Origin of the sequence: Roseovarius litorisediminis (genome assembly GCF_900172295.1) — a bacterium.
In the GTDB taxonomy this organism is placed as follows: Bacteria; Pseudomonadota; Alphaproteobacteria; order Rhodobacterales; family Rhodobacteraceae; genus Roseovarius; species Roseovarius litorisediminis.
The window spans coordinates 16,291-34,855 of record NZ_FWFL01000001.1; the positions used below are offsets into that span (position 1 = coordinate 16,291).

The 18,565-nt window shown below is 55.9% G+C and carries 15 protein-coding genes and 2 pseudogenes; 5 read left to right on the top strand and 12 right to left on the bottom strand.

The genetic code is table 11. The features are described from left to right. Window positions 1-14: 14 nt before the first annotated feature. The 4 genes from PEL8287_RS00080 to PEL8287_RS00095 all read right to left on the bottom strand — a co-directional run bounded on the left by PEL8287_RS00080 (window position 15) and on the right by PEL8287_RS00095 (window position 6,020). The gene (locus tag PEL8287_RS00080; RefSeq protein ID WP_085890305.1) at window positions 15-1,910 is read right to left on the bottom strand and encodes a DUF3604 domain-containing protein; all 1,896 of its coding nucleotides are present in this window, start codon (window positions 1,908-1,910) and stop codon (window positions 15-17) included. A gap of 19 nt (window positions 1,911-1,929) precedes the next feature. Further along, complete coding sequence (locus tag PEL8287_RS00085) at window positions 1,930-3,849, bottom strand: DUF3604 domain-containing protein (protein WP_085890306.1); 1,920 nt, start codon at window positions 3,847-3,849, stop codon at window positions 1,930-1,932. 113 nt (window positions 3,850-3,962) lie between these two features. After that, window positions 3,963-5,426 (bottom strand): sulfatase-like hydrolase/transferase, encoded by a 1,464-nt coding sequence (locus PEL8287_RS00090; protein ID WP_217807654.1) that lies wholly within the window; start codon window positions 5,424-5,426, stop codon window positions 3,963-3,965. Window positions 5,427-5,747: 321 nt separating this feature from the next. Beyond that, window positions 5,748-6,020 carry a hypothetical protein gene (locus PEL8287_RS00095; RefSeq protein ID WP_085890307.1) on the bottom strand — a complete coding sequence of 91 codons (273 nt, stop codon included), beginning with the start codon at window positions 6,018-6,020 and terminating at the stop codon, window positions 5,748-5,750. 61 nt (window positions 6,021-6,081) lie between these two features. Here PEL8287_RS00095 and PEL8287_RS00100 point away from each other — a divergent pair, with 61 nt between their 5' ends. After that, the gene (locus PEL8287_RS00100; protein WP_085890308.1) at window positions 6,082-6,789 is read left to right on the top strand and encodes an IS6 family transposase; all 708 of its coding nucleotides are present in this window, start codon (window positions 6,082-6,084) and stop codon (window positions 6,787-6,789) included. A gap of 159 nt (window positions 6,790-6,948) precedes the next feature. On the opposite strand, the gene PEL8287_RS00105 is transcribed toward PEL8287_RS00100, so the two are convergent. The 4 genes and pseudogenes from PEL8287_RS00105 to PEL8287_RS00120 all read right to left on the bottom strand — a co-directional run. Further along, window positions 6,949-7,710, bottom strand: a complete 762-nt coding sequence (locus PEL8287_RS00105; RefSeq protein WP_085890309.1) for a hypothetical protein — start codon at window positions 7,708-7,710, stop codon at window positions 6,949-6,951. A 314-nt stretch (window positions 7,711-8,024) separates the two neighbouring features. Beyond that, on the bottom strand, window positions 8,025-8,840 hold the full coding sequence (locus PEL8287_RS20205) for a hypothetical protein (protein ID WP_085890310.1): 816 nt from the start codon (window positions 8,838-8,840) through the stop codon (window positions 8,025-8,027). 506 nt (window positions 8,841-9,346) lie between these two features. Next, window positions 9,347-10,012: a TetR/AcrR family transcriptional regulator gene (locus PEL8287_RS00115; RefSeq protein WP_176228518.1), complete on the bottom strand. Its 666-nt coding sequence runs from the start codon at window positions 10,010-10,012 to the stop codon at window positions 9,347-9,349. A gap of 574 nt (window positions 10,013-10,586) precedes the next feature. Then, window positions 10,587-11,324 (bottom strand): annotated as a pseudogene (locus PEL8287_RS00120) (IS1380 family transposase); the annotation flags it as partial. Window positions 11,325-11,382: 58 nt separating this feature from the next. Here PEL8287_RS00120 and PEL8287_RS00125 point away from each other — a divergent pair. The 4 genes and pseudogenes from PEL8287_RS00125 (at window position 11,383) to PEL8287_RS00145 (ending at window position 14,843) form a co-directional block, all read left to right on the top strand. Continuing rightward, a complete protein-coding gene (locus PEL8287_RS00125) occupies window positions 11,383-12,087 on the top strand; it encodes an IS6 family transposase (RefSeq protein ID WP_085890313.1) in 705 nt (234 codons plus the stop codon). Between the two features lie 427 nt (window positions 12,088-12,514). Beyond that, a complete protein-coding gene (locus PEL8287_RS00135) occupies window positions 12,515-13,096 on the top strand; it encodes a methylenetetrahydrofolate reductase C-terminal domain-containing protein (RefSeq protein ID WP_085890315.1) in 582 nt (193 codons plus the stop codon). Continuing rightward, window positions 13,093-14,079: a methylenetetrahydrofolate reductase gene (locus tag PEL8287_RS00140; RefSeq protein ID WP_085890316.1), complete on the top strand. Its 987-nt coding sequence runs from the start codon at window positions 13,093-13,095 to the stop codon at window positions 14,077-14,079. Before PEL8287_RS00135 ends, PEL8287_RS00140 begins: the two co-directional genes overlap by 4 nt. A gap of 60 nt (window positions 14,080-14,139) precedes the next feature. After that, window positions 14,140-14,843, top strand: a pseudogene (locus PEL8287_RS00145) (IS6 family transposase). A gap of 144 nt (window positions 14,844-14,987) precedes the next feature. On the opposite strand, the gene PEL8287_RS00150 reads toward PEL8287_RS00145, so the two are convergent. The 4 genes from PEL8287_RS00150 to PEL8287_RS00165 are packed head-to-tail and all read right to left on the bottom strand — an operon-like array spanning window position 14,988 to window position 18,498. Next, a complete protein-coding gene (locus tag PEL8287_RS00150) occupies window positions 14,988-15,680 on the bottom strand; it encodes a type 1 glutamine amidotransferase (protein WP_085890317.1) in 693 nt (230 codons plus the stop codon). A gap of 8 nt (window positions 15,681-15,688) precedes the next feature. Beyond that, window positions 15,689-16,543, bottom strand: a complete 855-nt coding sequence (locus PEL8287_RS00155) for an ABC transporter permease (RefSeq protein ID WP_085890318.1) — start codon at window positions 16,541-16,543, stop codon at window positions 15,689-15,691. Then, window positions 16,540-17,406, bottom strand: coding sequence for an ABC transporter permease (locus PEL8287_RS00160; protein ID WP_085890926.1), 867 nt, complete (start codon window positions 17,404-17,406; stop codon window positions 16,540-16,542). The genes PEL8287_RS00155 and PEL8287_RS00160 overlap by 4 nt, the downstream gene beginning before the upstream one ends. Before the next feature lie 3 nt (window positions 17,407-17,409). Beyond that, window positions 17,410-18,498: an ABC transporter ATP-binding protein gene (locus PEL8287_RS00165; RefSeq protein ID WP_085890319.1), complete on the bottom strand. Its 1,089-nt coding sequence runs from the start codon at window positions 18,496-18,498 to the stop codon at window positions 17,410-17,412. Window positions 18,499-18,565 lie beyond the last annotated feature (67 nt).

The window sequence follows — 18,565 nt, forward strand, 5'->3', positions numbered from 1 at the left end:
AACGGTCCTCGTCGTCAGTCAGGCGTATACCAGATCGGCGAGGTGTAGGCCCGCTCCTGGGTGATCATAGGCGATTCAGCCGGCGCCTTGATCCCAAAATACTTTGCCTCATAGGCCGTCCACCGGGGCGTCGGGATTTCTATCACACGGGCATAGTAGACCGCAGGCTGCGCAGGATCGAAATCCGGGTCGGCCCAGACGGTGATAAGTTCGGGATCTCCGATGGTGTTTGTCCAAGTGGCATTCTTGATGTCCACGGTATTTCCAACGGCACCCTCACAAGCGTGATCAACGATCGCCCTCTCCGCGCAGGCTACATCGTAAACTTTCTCTCCAGTTGTTCCGTCGGCATTGAGCCAACCTTTCACGATTTGTATGCGATCGAGATTGCCGCTGTAGGCATCCCTCAACGCGCCCACGAGAAACGTCGGTGCCTTGCCCTCTGGTGCTGGTGGCAGGTCGCCACCCATTGGCACTCCCTTGGCATAGCCTTCATTCGCAGGCAGCCGACTGAGCGCATCCTTGGCCACAAAGTCGTAGCCGCCGAAGAACCGCACAGTGATGCGCGATCCGGTGGTCGCGTAAGTTTCCTTGCGCATCATCGCGTCGAAAATAGCTTCGCGCGTGTTTTCGGTTGCCCAGACAGCGGTGTAACCCGACGAAGCTTGATACCAGCCAGGCCAGCTAACGGTGTCGAAATGCCCTACATCGGTGGTCATCCGATTTTCGTTAGGCTCGGTCAGCGAATGCTTGCCAAAGAAGTTGTTCTCTTCCGCCGTGGCCATGCCGGTATGGCTGTCAGTGGCGCCCGAGGCGCCGAACTTGTATGGGTTGGTGCCGAGCCGGTCTTCCAACAGCAGTCCATTCTTCAGCGCCTCGCGAGCGTATTCGTACTGGATCATGTCCGGCTGTTTCGGCACCGGGCCAAGGTTATTGCGGTCCCAGGTTTCGTAGTCTGCAAATTCATCATTGGGGCTCAGGGCGGGGTGCGCCTCGCCATCACCCTTTATCTGGGTATATTCGTACAGTGGCTCCCACCTGGCGCGCATTTCGACGTACTCAGCAGTCATCTCCTCGCCGAATTCGAGCCTGTCGACCGGGAACATAATGCCGTTCGATAGGTTACCGTTATGGGCCAGCGTCAGCATCTGGCCGCCGGTCTTTTCCTCGTAGTTTTCCATCCATGCCCAGAGCTTGCGCGGATCCACGCCCTCGGCCACCGTCAGCGGCAGCACCAAACCCGCCTTGTCGGCTCCATCACGGAACAGCACGTTGCGGTGCAGATTGTTGCCGCCTGGAGTCGAGGTCCATTCGAACCCGATAATCGCAGTGAACTGACCGGGATTGTTATGCTCTTCAGCATCTTCCAGCACGCCGTCCCAGATCTGCCGCTGGAACTTGCGGGATAAGAGGATCTCTGGCGAATTGCCCTGAGAGAACTTGTCAACGATGTCCAACCCGGCTTCGAGCGCTACCGCACCACCTTGGTTGATGCGTTCATGCCAGTCCCGCACTGTTGCGTCGGTCATCAGCGTCGGATTGCCAGCCACCACTTCGTTCATTGCGCCCATGGCATCGGAATGGTCGGTGATCACCAGCCAGTCCAGTGGCTGGCCGATCCGCGCGCGCATGCCATTCGAGGTAGTGATCTCTTCGCCCTTGGCGAAGTTGTAAGCGTCGTCATGGGTCAGAATTACCCCCGCGGCGCGAGCGTCGAGCGACAAGGCGGTGTGCAGGTGCGTATCACCCCAAAGAGGCCTTGTGGGAAAGTTGCGTCCCGAATAGGGGGAGTAACTTCGCTGCGCCAGCACGCCGACCGTGCCCTCGCCAAAAGACTCCTGGGCGCTACCTGTGGCGGCAGTCAGTGTCAGCAGGGTACATGCCAGCAGGGGTGTCATCAGAGTTTTCATATCGGGTCCTTTCTTCAAATCAGCCTTGCGGCGTGTACCAGATGGGTGAGGTATAGGCGCGCTCCTGGCCCGAGGTTTCGGCACCTTCGGGGATCTCCACTCCGAACCGGAACGCGTCATAAACCACCCAACGCGGTGTCGGAATTTCAAGTACGCGGGTGTAGTAGAAGGCTGGAACTGCAGGATCGAAATCCGGATCGGTCCAGACAGTGCCCAGTTCTGATGCGCCGATGGTGTTCAACCAGTTCGCATTTTCGACATCTACCGTGTTGCCAACGGGCGGGACGAAGCCATCGGCGGCAGGCTGGCGGTCGTCCGACCAGGCCACATCATAGACCTTTTCCTGCAAGGATCCGTCGGCGTCGCGCCATCCTTTGACGATCTGAATCCGGTCCAGATTAGCGCCGATCGGATCGCGTAGAGCATAGACCATGAAGCTTGGCGCATCACTCGCCCTTGTGCGCAGGTCAGCACCCATAGGCACGCCTTTTTCGTAGCCACGGAAGGCGGGCTGGCGGCTGTTGAGGTCACTCTCGGTGAAATCCCATCCGCCAAAAAAACGCACCGTCATGCGCGGGCCAGTCGTGGCATATGTTTCACGCCGCACCATCGCGTCCCACAGCGAGGCGCGGGTGTTCTCCATCGCCCAGACACCGGTATAGCCCGAAGCGACCAATTCATAGCCTTCGAACGCCCCGTTCTCGTTCTTGGTAAATGGATGTTCCATACGTTTAGGCGAGGGTTCGGCAATGGTTGACTTGCCGAAATAGTTGTCCTCATCCGCAGTCGACAACGATGTGTGGCTGTCGGTGGCACCCGAAAAACCGAAGCGATATGGGTTGGTCCCAAACCTAGCCTCAAGTTCGAAGCCACGCTTTAAGGCCTCGCGGGCATACTCTGCTGCGAGCATGTCGGTGGTCTTCGCTTCGGAAAGATCGAGGTTGCCGGCATCCCAGTTCTCATAGTCCGCGAATTCATCGTCGGGGCTAAGCATCGGGTGGGCCTCGCCGTCGCCCTTGATCTGGGTGATCTCGTAAAGCGGCTCCCAACGGGCGCGCCGTTCCACGTACCGCTGATCGACGGTGCTGCCGTCGAACCTTTTGTCGGTGGGGAACATTCGCCCATTCGACAGATTGCCGTTATGAGCGAGTGCAAATGCCTTGCCACCGGTCTTTTCCTCATAGGCTTCCAGCCAGTCGTAAAGGTGGTGTGGATCAGTACTGCCGAAGGGCGGGATCGTGACCGGCGGCTCCACCAGTGATGCCTTATTGCCATTGTCGCGCAGAACCACGTTTCGATGTAAGTTGTTGCCCAAGGGAACCGAGGTCCACTCAAATCCAATGAGCGCTGTAAACCGGCCCGGTTCATTGTAGCGTTCGGCCGCGTCGATGATCGACTGCCAGACTGACTGATAGCCAGGAGTGCCGGGCACATAGTTTCCGATTAGTGCTGGCTCCACTTGGCCCTGTGAAAAGGTGGTGATCAGCTCCAAAGCCGCCGCTGCGGACTCTTCTCCACCGGCGCTCAGCGCCTTATGCCAGCGCGCGCCCTGTTCGGTGGCCATCACTGCCGGCGTGCCAGCGAAGATGTCCGAGATCATGCCCATCGCATCGGAATGTTCGGTCAGGACCAGCCAGTCCAAGGGGCGTGCTAGCCGGGCAGGCTGGCCCGACGACGCCATAACCTGTTCGCCACGGGCAAAGCGGTAGGCTTCGTCAAGCCCGGTGGTATTGCCAAAAAGCCCAGCATCGGGCGACAGCCCTGTATGCAAGTGGGTGTCGCCCCAGAACACTCGGCTGGGAAAGCCGCGGTTGGCATAGGGCGAATAGGCCTTGCCGGAATAGAGGTCGGAAAGAGATTCTTCCGAAGGCACGAATTGTGCCGATGCACCGCTCGCGTAAAGAACTACCGCTGCTAGCAAGGCAAGGCGTTTGATCATTATGGTCTCCTCCTCTTTCGCATTCCGTTCCCGGGCTACTGGAACAGAGATTTCGCTATAATGCCCGGTACAGCTTTCGGCGCGTAAGCGCGTAGTAGATCATCGCGTAGTCATCAGAAATCAGTAAGGTTTGCTGCTTTCGGATTCGGGTGGTCTTGGACTGTCGCCATGTACTCCCCGATCAATTGCAGATAGGGGACGACGAGCCATCCGTTTTCCGCACCGACATTGCGTTCCTCGCGCGGATCAGCCTCGATATTGTAGATTTCGGGCAAACCTGCCGTCTCACCCATGCGGCCAAGGTATCCTCCGGTCGTCGCAGTTCCGTCGGTCGACGAAAAGGAGACTGGATACATTCGCCACTGCCGATAGCGCACCGCGACCAGCCGATCACCGATGAACGTGAGAAGGTGCTCGCGATTGGAGTTGGGCTGTTGGCCCAGAAGGAAAGCAGACTGGTCTATTCCATCCATTGGCCGATTCGATGGAGTGTCCGCACCAATGATGTTCGCCAGCGTGGGCAAGAAATCATGGATCGAGATCATCTCGTTCGTAACGCCTGGGGCGATTCTTCCCGGCCAGCGGATCATGCCGATCGTGCGGATAGAGCCCTCCAGACCGTCGCCTAGTTCGCCGCGCCATGGACCTGCCGACCCATTGTTGATTTCGCTGACCGTCCCGCTGGTCTTGGTTGGTCCATTGTCTGAAAGAAAGATGACGATCGTATCATCCTCGATTCCGGCTTCGGACAGCGCAGCCAAGACCTCACCGGTTCTGCCATCCAGTTCCATGACGCTGTCGCCATAGGACCCTATTCGTGATTTTCCGTGATATTCTGGAGCTGAATCGTTCGGATAATGTGGTCGCGTCCAACCGAGGAAAAGGAAGAAGGGCGTGTCCGACCCGGCATGGGTATTGATGTAGTTGACCGCTGCATTCGCGATATCCCGATCCACGAAGCGCCGATACTCCAAGTCATAGGCTCGTACAGGCTTGACCGGTCCTCCTGCATGGTCCGCCTCAATGATCTGAGGAATCAGAGCTTGCCACTTTTCTGGCGCCTTCGTGCGCGCCATGCTCTCGCCGTAAAGCGTTGCCTCGGTTGTGCCGAAGAAGCCGAACCGCCATTCGTCAAAGCCTTGATTTTGGGGCTGGCTTTCTTCGTCCGAACCGAGGTGCCATTTGCCCATATAGGCGGTACGGTAGCCTCGCGACTTGAAAACCTCGGCGAGCGTGACTTCCTCGGCCTTAAGGGTGTTCGTCGTCCCGCGCAAAATGATCTTCGAGAGGCCAGAACGGATCGAGTAACGCCCGGTCATCAAACCCGCGCGGGATGGCGTGCAGCCAGGTTCCACCAAGAACTGGGTCAAGCGCAAACCCTCCGCTGCAAGCTGATCTATATGCGGAGTCGGCATGCCGCGTATCTCGCCCGCACCATATGCGCCAACGTCGCCATATCCCAAGTTGTCGGCTAGCATGAGAACAACATTAGGCTGCTTGGATTGTGCCAAGGCGGAACCCATAGCGGAGAGCCCAATAAAGAGCGCAAAAACGAACTTCATTGCATTGGTGCGCATCGGACTTCGCTCCTGGCCCGCGTTGTGGATCGATATCGCGGTTTTCTCTCGACCATAGTTTGTCGTGAGTTGCGGAGCACGATATCAGCAAAACCCCATGAGATCTAGTACGTATGACCTAATACACACTGAGCGACAATGATGGGGGGCTTTCCGGAGGGTAAACAGGCTTGACGGGTTCAGGGCTCGGCACATCGCCGGAATCCAGTGGTCAAAAGTAAAAACAAAAAATGGGCCGGCTAAGCGTGGCCCAATGACCATTCCCCTGGATCAGGGCCGCGCTGACTGATTGGAGCCGGTCGATTTGGGCTCAACTGTCAATCAATCTGCTGGAGCACCACCCAGCGGCAGAAATTCCCGCATAATTTCACAAGCTCTCTCGACAGCGCGCTCGTGCCGAACCCGACGGTCCCGACGTGTTCCGTACAAAACTGTCGTGCCTTCACTAAGCATAGCCAGAATTTGCACGAATTCTGCGGCCGCTTGCGGTTCTACTTCCGGATAAAGCTCTTCGATCTTGGCTGCAACTTCAGCCATATGACGGTCGTAAAAATTGTCGATGGTATCCCGAATAAGGTCGTCGCGAAGTGACATTGCCGGCACTGTCAGACAAAACTGGCTTGAGGCGGGCAGGGCAGTTTCGTAGCCTCGTCGGATGACAAAACGCAGCCCATTTCGCTATTTCAAAACCAGCCCCGAGGTGATCCGCCTGGCGGTGATGATGTACATCCGGTTTCCTCTTTCGCTGCGGAATGTCGAAGATCTTTTGCATGAGCGTGGCATCGACATCAGTCACGAAACAGTTCGGTTCTGGTGGAACAGATTTGGCCCGATGTTTGCAGCTGAGATCCGCAAATACAGGGTCAGTCGGATGCGTTCATACTCAAACTGGCAGTGGCATCTGGATGAGGTTTTTGTGAAGATCAATGGCGAGACCCATTACTTATGGCGGGCTGTTGATCACGAAGGTGAGGTACTGGAAAGTTACGTCACCAAGCGCCGGGATCGCAAAGCAGCATTGAAATTCATAAGGAAATCAATGAAGCGCTACGGCAATCCGGCAGTGATCGTGACTGACAAACTTCGATCTTACGGCGCTGCAATGACGGTTATTGGCAATGCGAAGAAGCAGGATACGGGACGCTGGCTGAACAATAGGGCTGAGAATTCTCACCTGCCGTTTCGACGACGAGAACGGGCAATGTTGCGCTTCCGACAGATGCGATGTTTGCAGAAATTCGTCGCCGTCCACTCTTCAGTTCATAACCATTTCAACCAGGAACGCCACCTCTACTCACGCGACATTTTTAAACTCAACCGCGCCGCTGCTCTGGCCGAGTGGCGCCAGCTTTGTTCGGCATAAGTTCAAGCGTTTGGCAGTGAACTGAGACGAGTTCGAATTGGTCTGACAGCACCGCTGCGGGGACTGTAAGTGCTGATGTTGCCTCGAAGGCGATCAGATCCGCGTATGCACCTTTTTCTGAGGAGCCCTCTGTCGCGTCCCAAAGGCGTTCTTGTGCACTCAATTGAAGGTGAAGTTCACGCCTAGAAGAACGCCTTGCTGTTCCACATCATAAACGAATCCACCATCGTTCCGGTCAACGCTGAGATACCGGAAACCGCCGACAAGAGAGGTCCTTTCCGACAATCGATATCCGTAGCCAGCAAACACATCCGCCATGAAATCGGAGCCGCCACCACCAAAAAGAGCGACCCCGGTGAGATAGCTCTTCTCGTTGAGATTATACCGTCCGCGGGCGCCAACCATGGCGTCCCACCACTGGTCCGAGCCCGAGGCCGTGCCGCCGCTTGGCCCGACCGTGAGCGCGATGTTCGTCTCCGTGTCCCAGTGGCGCACGCCGCCGATCAGGCGTACTTCGCTTGTATCCGTTCTCGATGCGATCCACTCCCCTCCCAAGGAAAGGATCAGTAACTTGTTCTCGACTGAACCTGACAACAAACCTCCCGAGCCAGTGGCGGCACCGCTCAGAGAAACATATTGGAGATCGCCCATGATACCGAACCTGTCCTTGGTCGCAGACCCGAAAAACATCGCACCAGCGTCAAGGTTTTCCAAGATATCGGAAAAAGAAGCATCGACATTTGCAGGCGGCAACGCAGAAACGACCGACGAGGTCCCAGATATGCCACTGCCCCAAAGGTAGGGGGCCAGCTCATAACTCCAGCCAGTTTCCTCGGCCCACGCTGCCGATGTCGCAAGAGTGAGTGTGGCAGCGATTACTGCATTCACAGATGCTTTGGCGAACGGTATTCGAGGTTTCATTCGCGACCTCCTAACTTCTCATTCATTCGGCCTGCAGAAAAGAAATCTGCCACCGAAGGACCCTCCCCACATCCGACACTATCGCCGGATCGGAGTGAAGTCTAGTACGGACGACCTAGCCAATTGAGCGACAGTGATACGGGTCTTCCCTGAAGCCAACAGCGCTTTAAGGATTTGGGGTTCGCCACTCCTCACTGGTTGTAGACACCCGTAACGCTGGCCGCAGGGTTGGCGCGCGCAGCGAAGCGCTGGTCTTGGCATAGCGGGGCCTAGGTGGTGGCGTGCCATCAGAAAAGGAAGAAACCAGCCGGTCGTTATTTCGGGAAAAGATACGTTGCACCCAAACGAAAACCAAAACCCTCAGGTCCACCGGTCGGGCTTTCTGCCCAGTAACGTAGGCCAGCAGATAAGCTGACAGGCTGGTCCCCAAAGCGCGTCAGTTTGGACGCAATAGCGTTGATCGGGACCGACCACTCTTCCGTTTCCCAGTCGTAACTGGACTCAGTTTGCAGTGAGAAGGTCCAATTGGTTGGCGTCGTGTAGGACGCAAACGGCTGCATGAAAGTTGAATTGACGTCTGAACGTGCTTCGTCGCCTGCAACAGACCAGATATGGTTTCCAAGAACACCGATGGTCCAGGGACCGTTTTGCTTTAACAAAACGCCAGTCGGGCCAACGCCCCATTTGCCAGTGCCCAGACGATCATCGGTTGCGGTCGGGATCAGAAAGACCGGGCCAACGCCCCAAATCAACCCACTCTGAGTGGGAGCCTTCGGCGAAAAGAAGAGGCTTTGGATTGTGTCACCAAGGCCAAATTGCGAACCAGAACCGGCAAATACGTTATCTTGCGAAACGACCGGCACAATGGTTCGGGAGATTAGGTTCCAGTCGTCACTTATGGAGAAGGGTATGACTGGTTGAATGTTTAACGCGAACCGGCTGCCCGTGTCCGCCGCACCGATGCGTTGGTCATAGTTGAGCTGAAACGGCACGCTGATGAGTGAGGCAACCGGATTGGCTAATTGCTTGGCGAGATCGTCGCTTTGAGCTTGGGCGCTTGGTGATAAGCAGAGAGCAGCGAGAAGTATGGCTGACATCGTGCGAACGCCGGTTTTCAAACAGTAGATCATCGATTGAAAATCCTTTCAGATACTAAAGTGAACCGAGCTACTTGGCACATTCGCGCACGTCCGGATTCCCCTGGCTCACTGGTTCCGCCTTATGTGGGATAAGCTCTGGAAGTAGCTGCACTTCATACGTGCAAATCAGAGCGACGGCCTTACTATTCATCTGACCTCTGCAATGGCTGTCAGTCGCACGGGATAAGCCGAACTGGAATCGTAAGAGCCAACCGCAAGCAAAAAAAACGTGCCACCGAAGGGCCTTTCCCACATCCGTTACTATCGCCGGATCGGAGTGAAGTCTAGTACGGACGACCTAGACAATTGAGCGACAGTGATAGGGGTCTTCCCTGAAGCCAACAGCGCTTTAAGGATTTGGGGTTCGCCACACCGCCGGAAATCGATGATGAAAAACTGCCATCAGACAATGGATGATGGAGCTTGACCCGATGACCGTTTCCCTGGATTACGCCCTTGCTGACTGAGCGGAGCCGGCGATTGGCCACAACGCGCAATTAATTTGGTCGAGCACCGCCAAGCGGCAGTAAGTGCCGCATTAATTCGCAAGCCTTCTCGACAGCACGCTCGTGTCGAACCCTACGGTCCTGGCGTGTTCCGTACAAAACCACCGTCCCCTCACTAAGCATTGCTAAAATCTGAACAAATTCGGCGGCCGCTTGCGAGTCTACTTCAGGAAAAAGGTCTTCGAGCATGGCTGCAACTTTAGCCATTTGATAGTCGTATAAATTGTCGATGCTATCCCGAATAACGTCGTCACGAAGCGACATTGTCCAAAGCTCACGGAAGAGTACCATTGTCTCATATTCAGCCGCATCTTTGAGAAGAAAGCGAACTAGTTGATCCAATGATGTGCTAGGGTCCTTGGCGATCTCGGCAAGAATTTGTTCAAATTGCTCCGCATATTGAGTCGTCAGCCGTTGAATTAGCGCGATCAAAAGATCTCGCTTCGACGGGAAATGATAAGTAACGTTTCCAAGCGAGAGGCCCGCGGCCTCTGCAACCTTGCGCATACTCAGATTCGCGCTACCTACTTCCGTCAATACCTGATGCGCCGCCAAAACTATGTTATCGATCGTTTTTTGCGATCCTTTAGGTCGGGCGCCTACTGTGTCGGAGGTTTCGCCACTCGGCAATTTTCTATCTTTCTCACCGCGTTTCAACTTAAACTCGCTTGTTGATGCACAAAGACTGCCCGGGATCTTGTACGCCGATCTGAATCTCCGTGCATGACTGACCTCTGATCCATTGAGACGATGATTTCAAGGGTGTCGACCGACAACCGATTGCCATAATCAAAAGCCCGCTGATGTCGTGGTCTTTTGGTTGTGCATCATTGACGTGGGCCATTGGGCATCACGTTTCAATTACCCGATATCATTGCCGAATTTGACCGAAACATCAAACCGCGCCGCCGCTGAGTGATGCGTGTTGCCTGCCGCGTCATGCGCAACAACGCGCTGCCGCGGCTCCAATAGATGAGGTCTGCCGATCGTGACCGCCCTTTGTTTGTTTGAAACCGGTATTGCCCATATGACCGGTCTTCAGTGAGGTTGCGGCCAACGGGGGCGATCCTCCTAGCATTTTCGACCTCTTCTCGTTGTCGAGTGGTGGCGGCCCAGTGAGAAGAACGGCCAAGAGGACCGCTCTCACCGGTTTTGGAGCCGTTTCGCTGGCTTCTGGACCTACGTGTCCGGCCGCTTGGAATGCGACTCGGGGTTCTGGATTGGTCGCCGATCATACCGATACCGCTGCAGCGGGCGGCCCGCGCAAAGTGTTGATCAAGCCAAGGATGCCGGCGACGACCCCCTTCGGCAGAGCGGCCTCGGCCATCTGGAAGATGGCGTAGCGACCGTGCCGGACGAGACGGGCACCGGTCTTGATCAGCCGCACGCGTAGAGAGGTCAGCGACCATGTCTCGATGTCTTTGGGCGTGGCCAGCGTCTGAAGAAAGTTTGCCAGGTTGTACGCCGGGGCGTGAAGCTGAAGCCGTACTGCGTTGGCCGCAAACTTCATGCACGAAAGCCGCGTCCACTTGAGCGCATGCTTGCCCTCCTTGATGTGCTGCTCGGCCGTGCCGCGACCGTTGTAGAAGGCCAGCACCCGTTCGTTCGGCAGGCTGCGGTTGGTGACGATGAAGCCCACGCGGGGGAACAGCTCGCCGGAATGGAACTCGACCTTGGCCACGATCCGGCGCGGCCTCGACCAGCTCTTCGCCCGATAGTGGAAGCTGGCGTAGTGGCGTACGACGTGATGCGGTGGTCGGCCGGGGCCGCGTTTGGTCAGGAAGTCGATCCGTTCATAGAGCTTCCGGTTGCCCTTGATGCGGATGGCGTAGTCCCAACCTGCGGCTTCCAGCAGGTCGAAGAGCGCCGGAATGGCGAAGGCGGCATCGGCGCGGAACCGCCGTCGTTTGATCAACGGCCTCGCCTCCGTCGCGTAGCGCGCCAGAACGGGGCGCAGCACATCTTCCCAGGGCTTTGTCAGAACGATTTTTGTTGAGACGGGCAGGGTGGCCTCGTAGCGTCTGGACATGACCAAATCATACCCGTTCAAGGGCTTTCAAAGCAGCCCGGAAATCATCCGCCTGGCGGTGATGTTGTACATTCGGTTCCCGCTGTCTCTCCGCAATGTTGAGGATCTGTTGCACGAACGCGGCGTCGAAATCAGCCATGAAACGGTTCGGTTTTGGTGGCGCCGTTTCGGCCCGATGTTTGCCTCGGAGATCCGGAAGCGCAGGATCGAAGGCATGCGATCCAGTCAATGGCGTTGGCATCTGGACGAGATGTTCGTGAAGATCAATGGCGAACGCCACTACCTGTGGCGGGCCGTCGATCATGAAGGCGAGGTGCTTGAAAGCTTCGTTACCAAGACGCGTGACAAGAAAGCGGCATTGAAATTTCTCAGGAAATTAATGAAGCGGCATGGCTGTCCTCACGTATTCGTCACGGACAAGTTGCGTTCATATGGGGCCGCGCTGAAGGAAATCGGGGCGGCGGATCGTCAGGAAACTGGTCGCTGGCTGAACAACAGGGCGGAAAACTCACATCTTCCATTTCGACGACGAGAACGGGCGATGCTTCGTTTCAGGCGCATGCGAAGTCTTCAGAAATTCGTCGCCGTTCATTCCTCAGTGCACAATCATTTCAATCAGGAACGCCACCTCTACTCACGAGAAAACTTCAAGCTGAACCGCACCGCCGCTCTTGCCGAGTGGCGCGAACTTGGCGCGGGATAAAGGACAGCGTTACTGGACTACCAGAGACGAGTTCGAATCCGTCTGACAGCACCGCCACCCACCCCTATCTCTGTCAGCCCAGCCGCCACTTCTCTGTTTCATCCCGATTTCCCGGGGTCGTCTCCGGAGGCACCATCACGCGCTTGGGCAACCTAACATACGCCGATGTCTACTTCGGTCGGGCCGAAACCATCCTCAGACGCAGTAAGAAGATCAAAAAACAGACAATCCAGAAACGCCGCTTGTTGCATCAACAGAACGCGACATAAAATGAAACAACGGCGAGCCTGATCCTCCGAAACCAATCAAACGCTTGTGTTCCAAATCATTTGATGACGGACAATCGTCATCCCCAAGATTTGCTGATGTGGGTGGACTGCGCCAATATATATCGTAACCTGTGCCTGCCGCAGTAAGGGGAACAAAAATGTATCGCATCCGGTTATTCGCTGTTCGCCACGCCCGCAGTTTTGAATGGATCTACAAAGGCGTTGAACGGGTGATGGTTGCCCTTGATCCGCTGTTTTCCCGGATCGGGTACAACAGGGTCGAGCGGCCCGTTGCTCTGATCGAAAAGGGCGTAAAAACCTTACTGTTCGATTGCAAAATGTGTGGGCAATGCGTTTTGTCGTCTACCGGTATGTCCTGCCCGATGAATTGCCCCAAGCAGTTGCGCAACGGCCCCTGCGGCGGGGTGCGCGATGGCGGGTATTGCGAGGTCAAACCCGATATGAAATGCGTCTGGACGTTGGCATGGAACGGGGCCAGCCGCATGAAAGAGGGTAGGGATAAGATACGCGAGGTTCTGCCTCCGGTAGAGCACACACTTAAAGGGTCGTCCTCTTGGCTGCGAGTGAGTCGTGAAAAGGCCACGCAAATTCGCCAGAGCCGTGATGCGGCGCGTGCCGCGCTCGCCGAGGCTTTCCCCGAGGCGCGCTTGCAGGAACCGGCGGCGGCCCCTCTGAGTGTTGAGCCGCCCAAGGCCACACAGGCGGAGGGCGAGCAATGATTGATTCTGGCGCGCACGGGGCCGATCTCCTTGCCTATTCCAAGCCACCCGAGGGTCACGTCTCGCACAGCAGGCTGGAGCGGGTGTTGCGCTCGGGCCGCTTTGCTGTAACGGCCGAGCTCAATCCGCCCGACAGCGCTGATGCTGCGGATGTCTTTGAGGCTGCGCAGCCCTTGGGCGAGGTGGCGGATGCGATTAACGCGACCGATGCTTCTGGCGCAAACTGCCACATGTCATCAATCGGGATATGCGCCCTGCTGACGCGCGCAGGCTATTCGCCGGTCTACCAGATTTCCTGCCGCGACCGGAACCGGATCGCGATTCAGGGTGATGTATTGGGAGCGGCGGCACTGGGTGTGTCCAACGTCTTGTGCCTGACGGGAGATGGTGTGGGCGTCGGCGATCAAGCGGGGGCGAAGCCGGTCTTCGATTTCGATTCTCTCACGCTTTTGCGCACGATCCGAACCATGCGCGACAAAGGTGTGTTCCTGTCCGGACGCAAGATTACCCGTCCGCCGTTGCTGTTTCTGGGCGCGGCTGAAAATCCTTGCATTCAACCCTATGAGTGGCGGCCTGACCGGCTGATCAAGAAGATTGAGGCGGGCGCCGAGTTCATTCAGACGAATTACATCTTTGACATTCCCTTGTTCGAAAAGTTCATGGCACGGGTGCGCGATGAGGGCGCGGACAAGCGCGTGTTCATCATTGCCGGTGTTGGCCCGCTTGCGTCAGCCAAGGCCGCGCGATGGATGCGCAGCAACGTTCCGGGTATTCACATCCCGGATCAGGTTATCGCGCGCATGGAGCGGGCTGCGAACCAATCGGAAGAAGGCAAGAAGATCTGCATTGAGCTCATGCAGCAGTTGCGCGAGATTGAGGGTGTAGCGGGTGTGCATATCATGGCGTATCGCCGCGAGCATCTGGTTTCCAGCATCATCCTTGAATCTGGTGTTCTGTCGGGACGACGCCGTGTGAAACGATGATAATGCACTGTCAGAGAAAACCGGCTTGAGTAGGGCAGGGTGGTTTCGTCGCGTCTGGATATGGGTAAACCTGATCCATTTCGCTATTTCAAAACGACCCGTAAGATTATCCGCCTGGCAGTGATGCTGTACCTGCGGTTTCCGCTGTCGCTCCGCAATGTTGAAGATCATGCTTCATGAGCGCGGCAGCGATGTCAGTCGTGAAGCGGTGAGATACTGTTGGCACCGATTTGGTCCGGTGTTCACCGCCGAGATACGGAAACGTCGGATCCAAGGGATGAAGTCCAGCCGATAGCGACGGCATCTGGACGAGATATTCGTGAAGATTAACGGCAAACGACATTACCTTTGGCGCGCCGTGGATCACGAGGGCGAAGTCCTCGAAAGCTTTGTGACGAAGACGCACGATAAGAAAGCCGCATTGAAATTCTTAAAGAACGCAATGCATAAGCATGGCCGGTCGGTGGTGTTTGTCACGGATCTGCTGCGCTGCTACGGCGCGGCGCTCAAGGAGATCGGCGCTGTATACAGGCAGGAAACAGGCCGCTGGCTGAACACCGGAGCGGAGAATGCACATCTGCCTTTTCGACGACGGGAGAGGGCGAGGCTTCGCGTCCGGCGGATGCGAAGTTTGCAAAAATTCGCCGCCGTTCACGCCTCCGTCTACAACCACTTCAATCAGGAACGCCACCTCTACAGCCGGGAAAATTTCAAGCTCAAACGCCGCTGCTCTGGCCTGGTGGCGTCAGCTTTGTTCCGGGTAAGCTCACGCTGACTGCCGGAAACTGAGACTGGTACGAATTAGTCTGACACCACCCTCTGTTGGTCAGCCGCTCAAATCTGTCCGGTGGGTGGTGATGTCAGGCACTTCTGCAGGATGTTCAAACAAGCCGCTAGGGCTGTGCCAGTTAGCTTATGCGGTCTGAATTGCGCAGATGAGAGCGAAAGAGTTTAGCGACGTCTTCCGCAATAAGCGTATCATGAATTGGAACATCAAGCGAGGCGCGCGCGGCTTCGATCAATTCAGGGTCGATTTGGTCGTTTCCATAAAGGTCCAGCAAATACTCCATAAAACCGGCTTTGAATTCCGGATGATACTGTAACGACAAAGAGGGGAAATCGTACTCTATCCGGGCTATCAAACAACGATCACTGCTTGTGACTTTACGCGCACCCGGCGGGATTTCGAGCACTTGATCCTGATGCATCGCAAACGCGGTGTGGCCGTCATAAGCCTGTGCGCCCAGAACCCAGCCACCTGGTGATTTTTCAACGAGTGCGCCATACGCATGGGCCATGATCTGGTGGCCAAAGCAGATCCCGCAGAGGGGCACCTGAAGATCTTTCAGCTGATTTATGAATCCGACCAGCGGGGTCATCCAGGGCAAGTTGTCGTATACGCCATAGCGCGATCCGGTGATCAGATATCCGTCATTTGCCCCCGGATCAGGCAGGGATTCGCCCGCATGGACAGCAACGCTGCTCCACTCAGCTTCTGGCAGGGCAGGTCCAAGCCAGATCGTGAACATCTCTGATATGCTGCCATGAGCATTTTGTTCAAGATCGTCGTAGGTGTCAGTTTCAAGAATACAAAGTCGCAAGGTCGCTCCTACTTGCGCCCGGTCCAGTCACGGGCAGTAAAGACCACCGAGATGGTTATGAGGATAAGTGACGTAAATACAATCAGCGTGCCGACGGCGTTGATCTCGGGCGTCACACCGCGGCGCATTGTGGAATAGATATACATGGGTAACGTGTTGTCCCGCCCGGTCAGGAAAAACGTCACTGGGATTTCGTCAAACGACAGAACAAAGGACAACAGCCCCGCGCCAAGCAACGCGGTGCGGATATTGGGCAATGTCACGTGTATGAATGTCTGGAACGGATTGGCCCCAAGGTCAGACGAGGCCTCGGCCAGAGATTTGGGTAGACGCTGCAACCGGGCAAACACTTGTGTGACCACGACCGCAAGCAGCGCTGTTGCATGTCCAACGATGACCGTTTCAAGGCTCAGGTTAAAACCGAACATCTTGAACATGTTCAACATCGATATCCCGGTTACGATCCCGGGAAGAGCAATTGGTAAAAGCAGAAGCCGACGAAAGACGGTCTTGCCGGGAAAGCGGTAGCGATGCAACGCCATGGCCGCAGGAACGCCAACAAGAAGGGTCAGCGCGGTCGAGCAGCCGGCAACATAGAAGCTGTTCCCGATCGCAACAAGCAGCTGATCGTTGTTAAACAGCTTTTCGTACCAGTTCAGCGTAAATCCGGACGGGGGCCAGGTCAGAGATCTGTTGTCGTTAAAACTAAAGATTACGAGGATCGCGATGGGCACGTAGAGAAACGCCATCACGATTGAGATGATCACCACGAAACCACTGTCGGCCGCCAATCTTGCACGTGCGGCACGGCTTCGCCGCAGTTTGCGTGGCACAGTCGAGTGGTTTAATGCAGCGTTGCTCATAATTCTACCTTGCCCGATTGCTCGAACCAGTCCGACAGCGAGATAATCGACAGCACTATGATCAGCATTACCACCGCAAGTGCCGACCCCAGAGGCCAGTTTAGCGCCGAGCCAAATTGTGATGCCATCACATTGGCCACCATCTGACCATCCGGCCCGCCGACCAGAAATGGGGCGATGAAATCACCAAAGCTGAGGCAAAAGGTCATAGTAAATCCCGCGACCACTCCTGGCATTGACAGCGGCAGGGTGACCTTCAGGAAGGTCTGAAAGTCACTCATCCCAAGATCAGCCGAGGCTTCGGAAAAGCTGGGCGGGATCTTTTCGAGGGCGGTATAAATCGGCATGACCATGAAGGGGATGAAGATGTAGGTCAGCGTCAGAACCATGGCGAACTGGTTGTACAGAAAGATACCTGAAGGCTCGTCGATCATGCCGATGCTCATCAGAAAAGAATTCAGGATGCCTTCGGTTCCGAGGATTGTTTTCCAGACATAGGCGCGCAACAGGTATGAAATCCAAAGTGGCGCAATCACGGCCATGAACAGGATCAAACGCATGGTCGTGTTTTTCAGGCGAAACACGAGGTAATAGGCAAATGGATAGGCCAGTAGCAACGAGGCGGCCGAGACCAGTGCCGCTATCTTCAGCGTGCGCAGCAAGACCTTGATATATTGCGGATCGCTCAGAAGCGTCCAGTAGTTGCCGAATTGGAAGGCGGGAACGAAAAGTGGATATTTCTTGAGCCAAAAGCTATAGGTCAGCAGGACCCCATATGGCACCAACATGAACAGGATGATCCACAGGATTGGTATTCCCAAAACCAGTTTGCCGGCATGTCGGGCGAAAAATGCCTGCGACATCATTCAGCCCTCACGCTCGAACAGAAAGACGTTTTCAGGTTCGATCCCGATGCGCACTTCGGCCCCTATTCCGGACACATCGGCGCGCGCCATGCCCAAGGGCAACATTGCGTCAATATGAAACTCAATGCCATCAGTTAGCTTGATCGTCGTGCGCAGGCTGCTCCCGTGATAGATATGTTCGGCCACGCGACCGACAAGCACGTTGGATTTTGTGGTGCTTTCTGCATCCAGTATATGGGCTTTTTCCGGCCTTATCCCAATCTGGATGTTTTCAGTGTCCGGTACTCTGTCATAGCGGGCGAGCAAGCTCTGCCCGGCGATCTCAAGATGCGTTTCAATGCCGTTTCTGGCAGTGATGCGCGCGGGCATGAAATTTGTGGTGCCAATGAAATTCGCCACATAGGTGGTCTTGGGATGCTCGTACAAATCCTGAGGCGATCCATCCTGCGCGATGCGCCCGCGTTCCATGACGATCACGCGGTCGGACATGACCAGTGCTTCTCTCTGGTCATGTGTAACCATGATAAATGTGATGCCCAGCTTATCGTGAATGTGTTTCAGTTCCACCTGCATCTGCTCGCGCAGATTGGCGTCCAACGCCGAGAGTGGTTCGTCCAACAAAAGCACCTTGGGCTCGCGTACAATCGCGCGCGCCAGTGCAATACGTTGACGTTGGCCACCAGACATCTGGTGGGGCATCTGATCAATCTTGTCTGGCAAGCCAACCAGTTCGAGTGCTGCTTTGGCCTTCTGCAGCGCGTCTGCTTTGCCCACCCCCTTCATCTTGAGGCCGTAGGCGATATTCTGACCGACTGTCATATGAGGAAACAGGGCGTAATCCTGAAACATCATGTTCACGTCACGCTTTTGCGGGGGCAGGTCCGTGACATCCTGACCGGATAGAAAAATTGAGCCGGTCGTCGGTTCCTCAAACCCGCCAATCATTCGAAGAAGGGTCGATTTCCCACAGCCGGAGGGGCCAAGAAGTGTAAGGAATTCACCATCCTCGACGCTCAAATCAACATGATCAATCCCGATGACAGATCCAAAATGCTTGCTAATGTTGCGAAGTTCGATGATGCCAGACATTTACGTTTGCTCTTATTTCAGGCGGGTGGGGGCGGCGCCACGAACACCGCCCCTCCCTGTGTGCTTT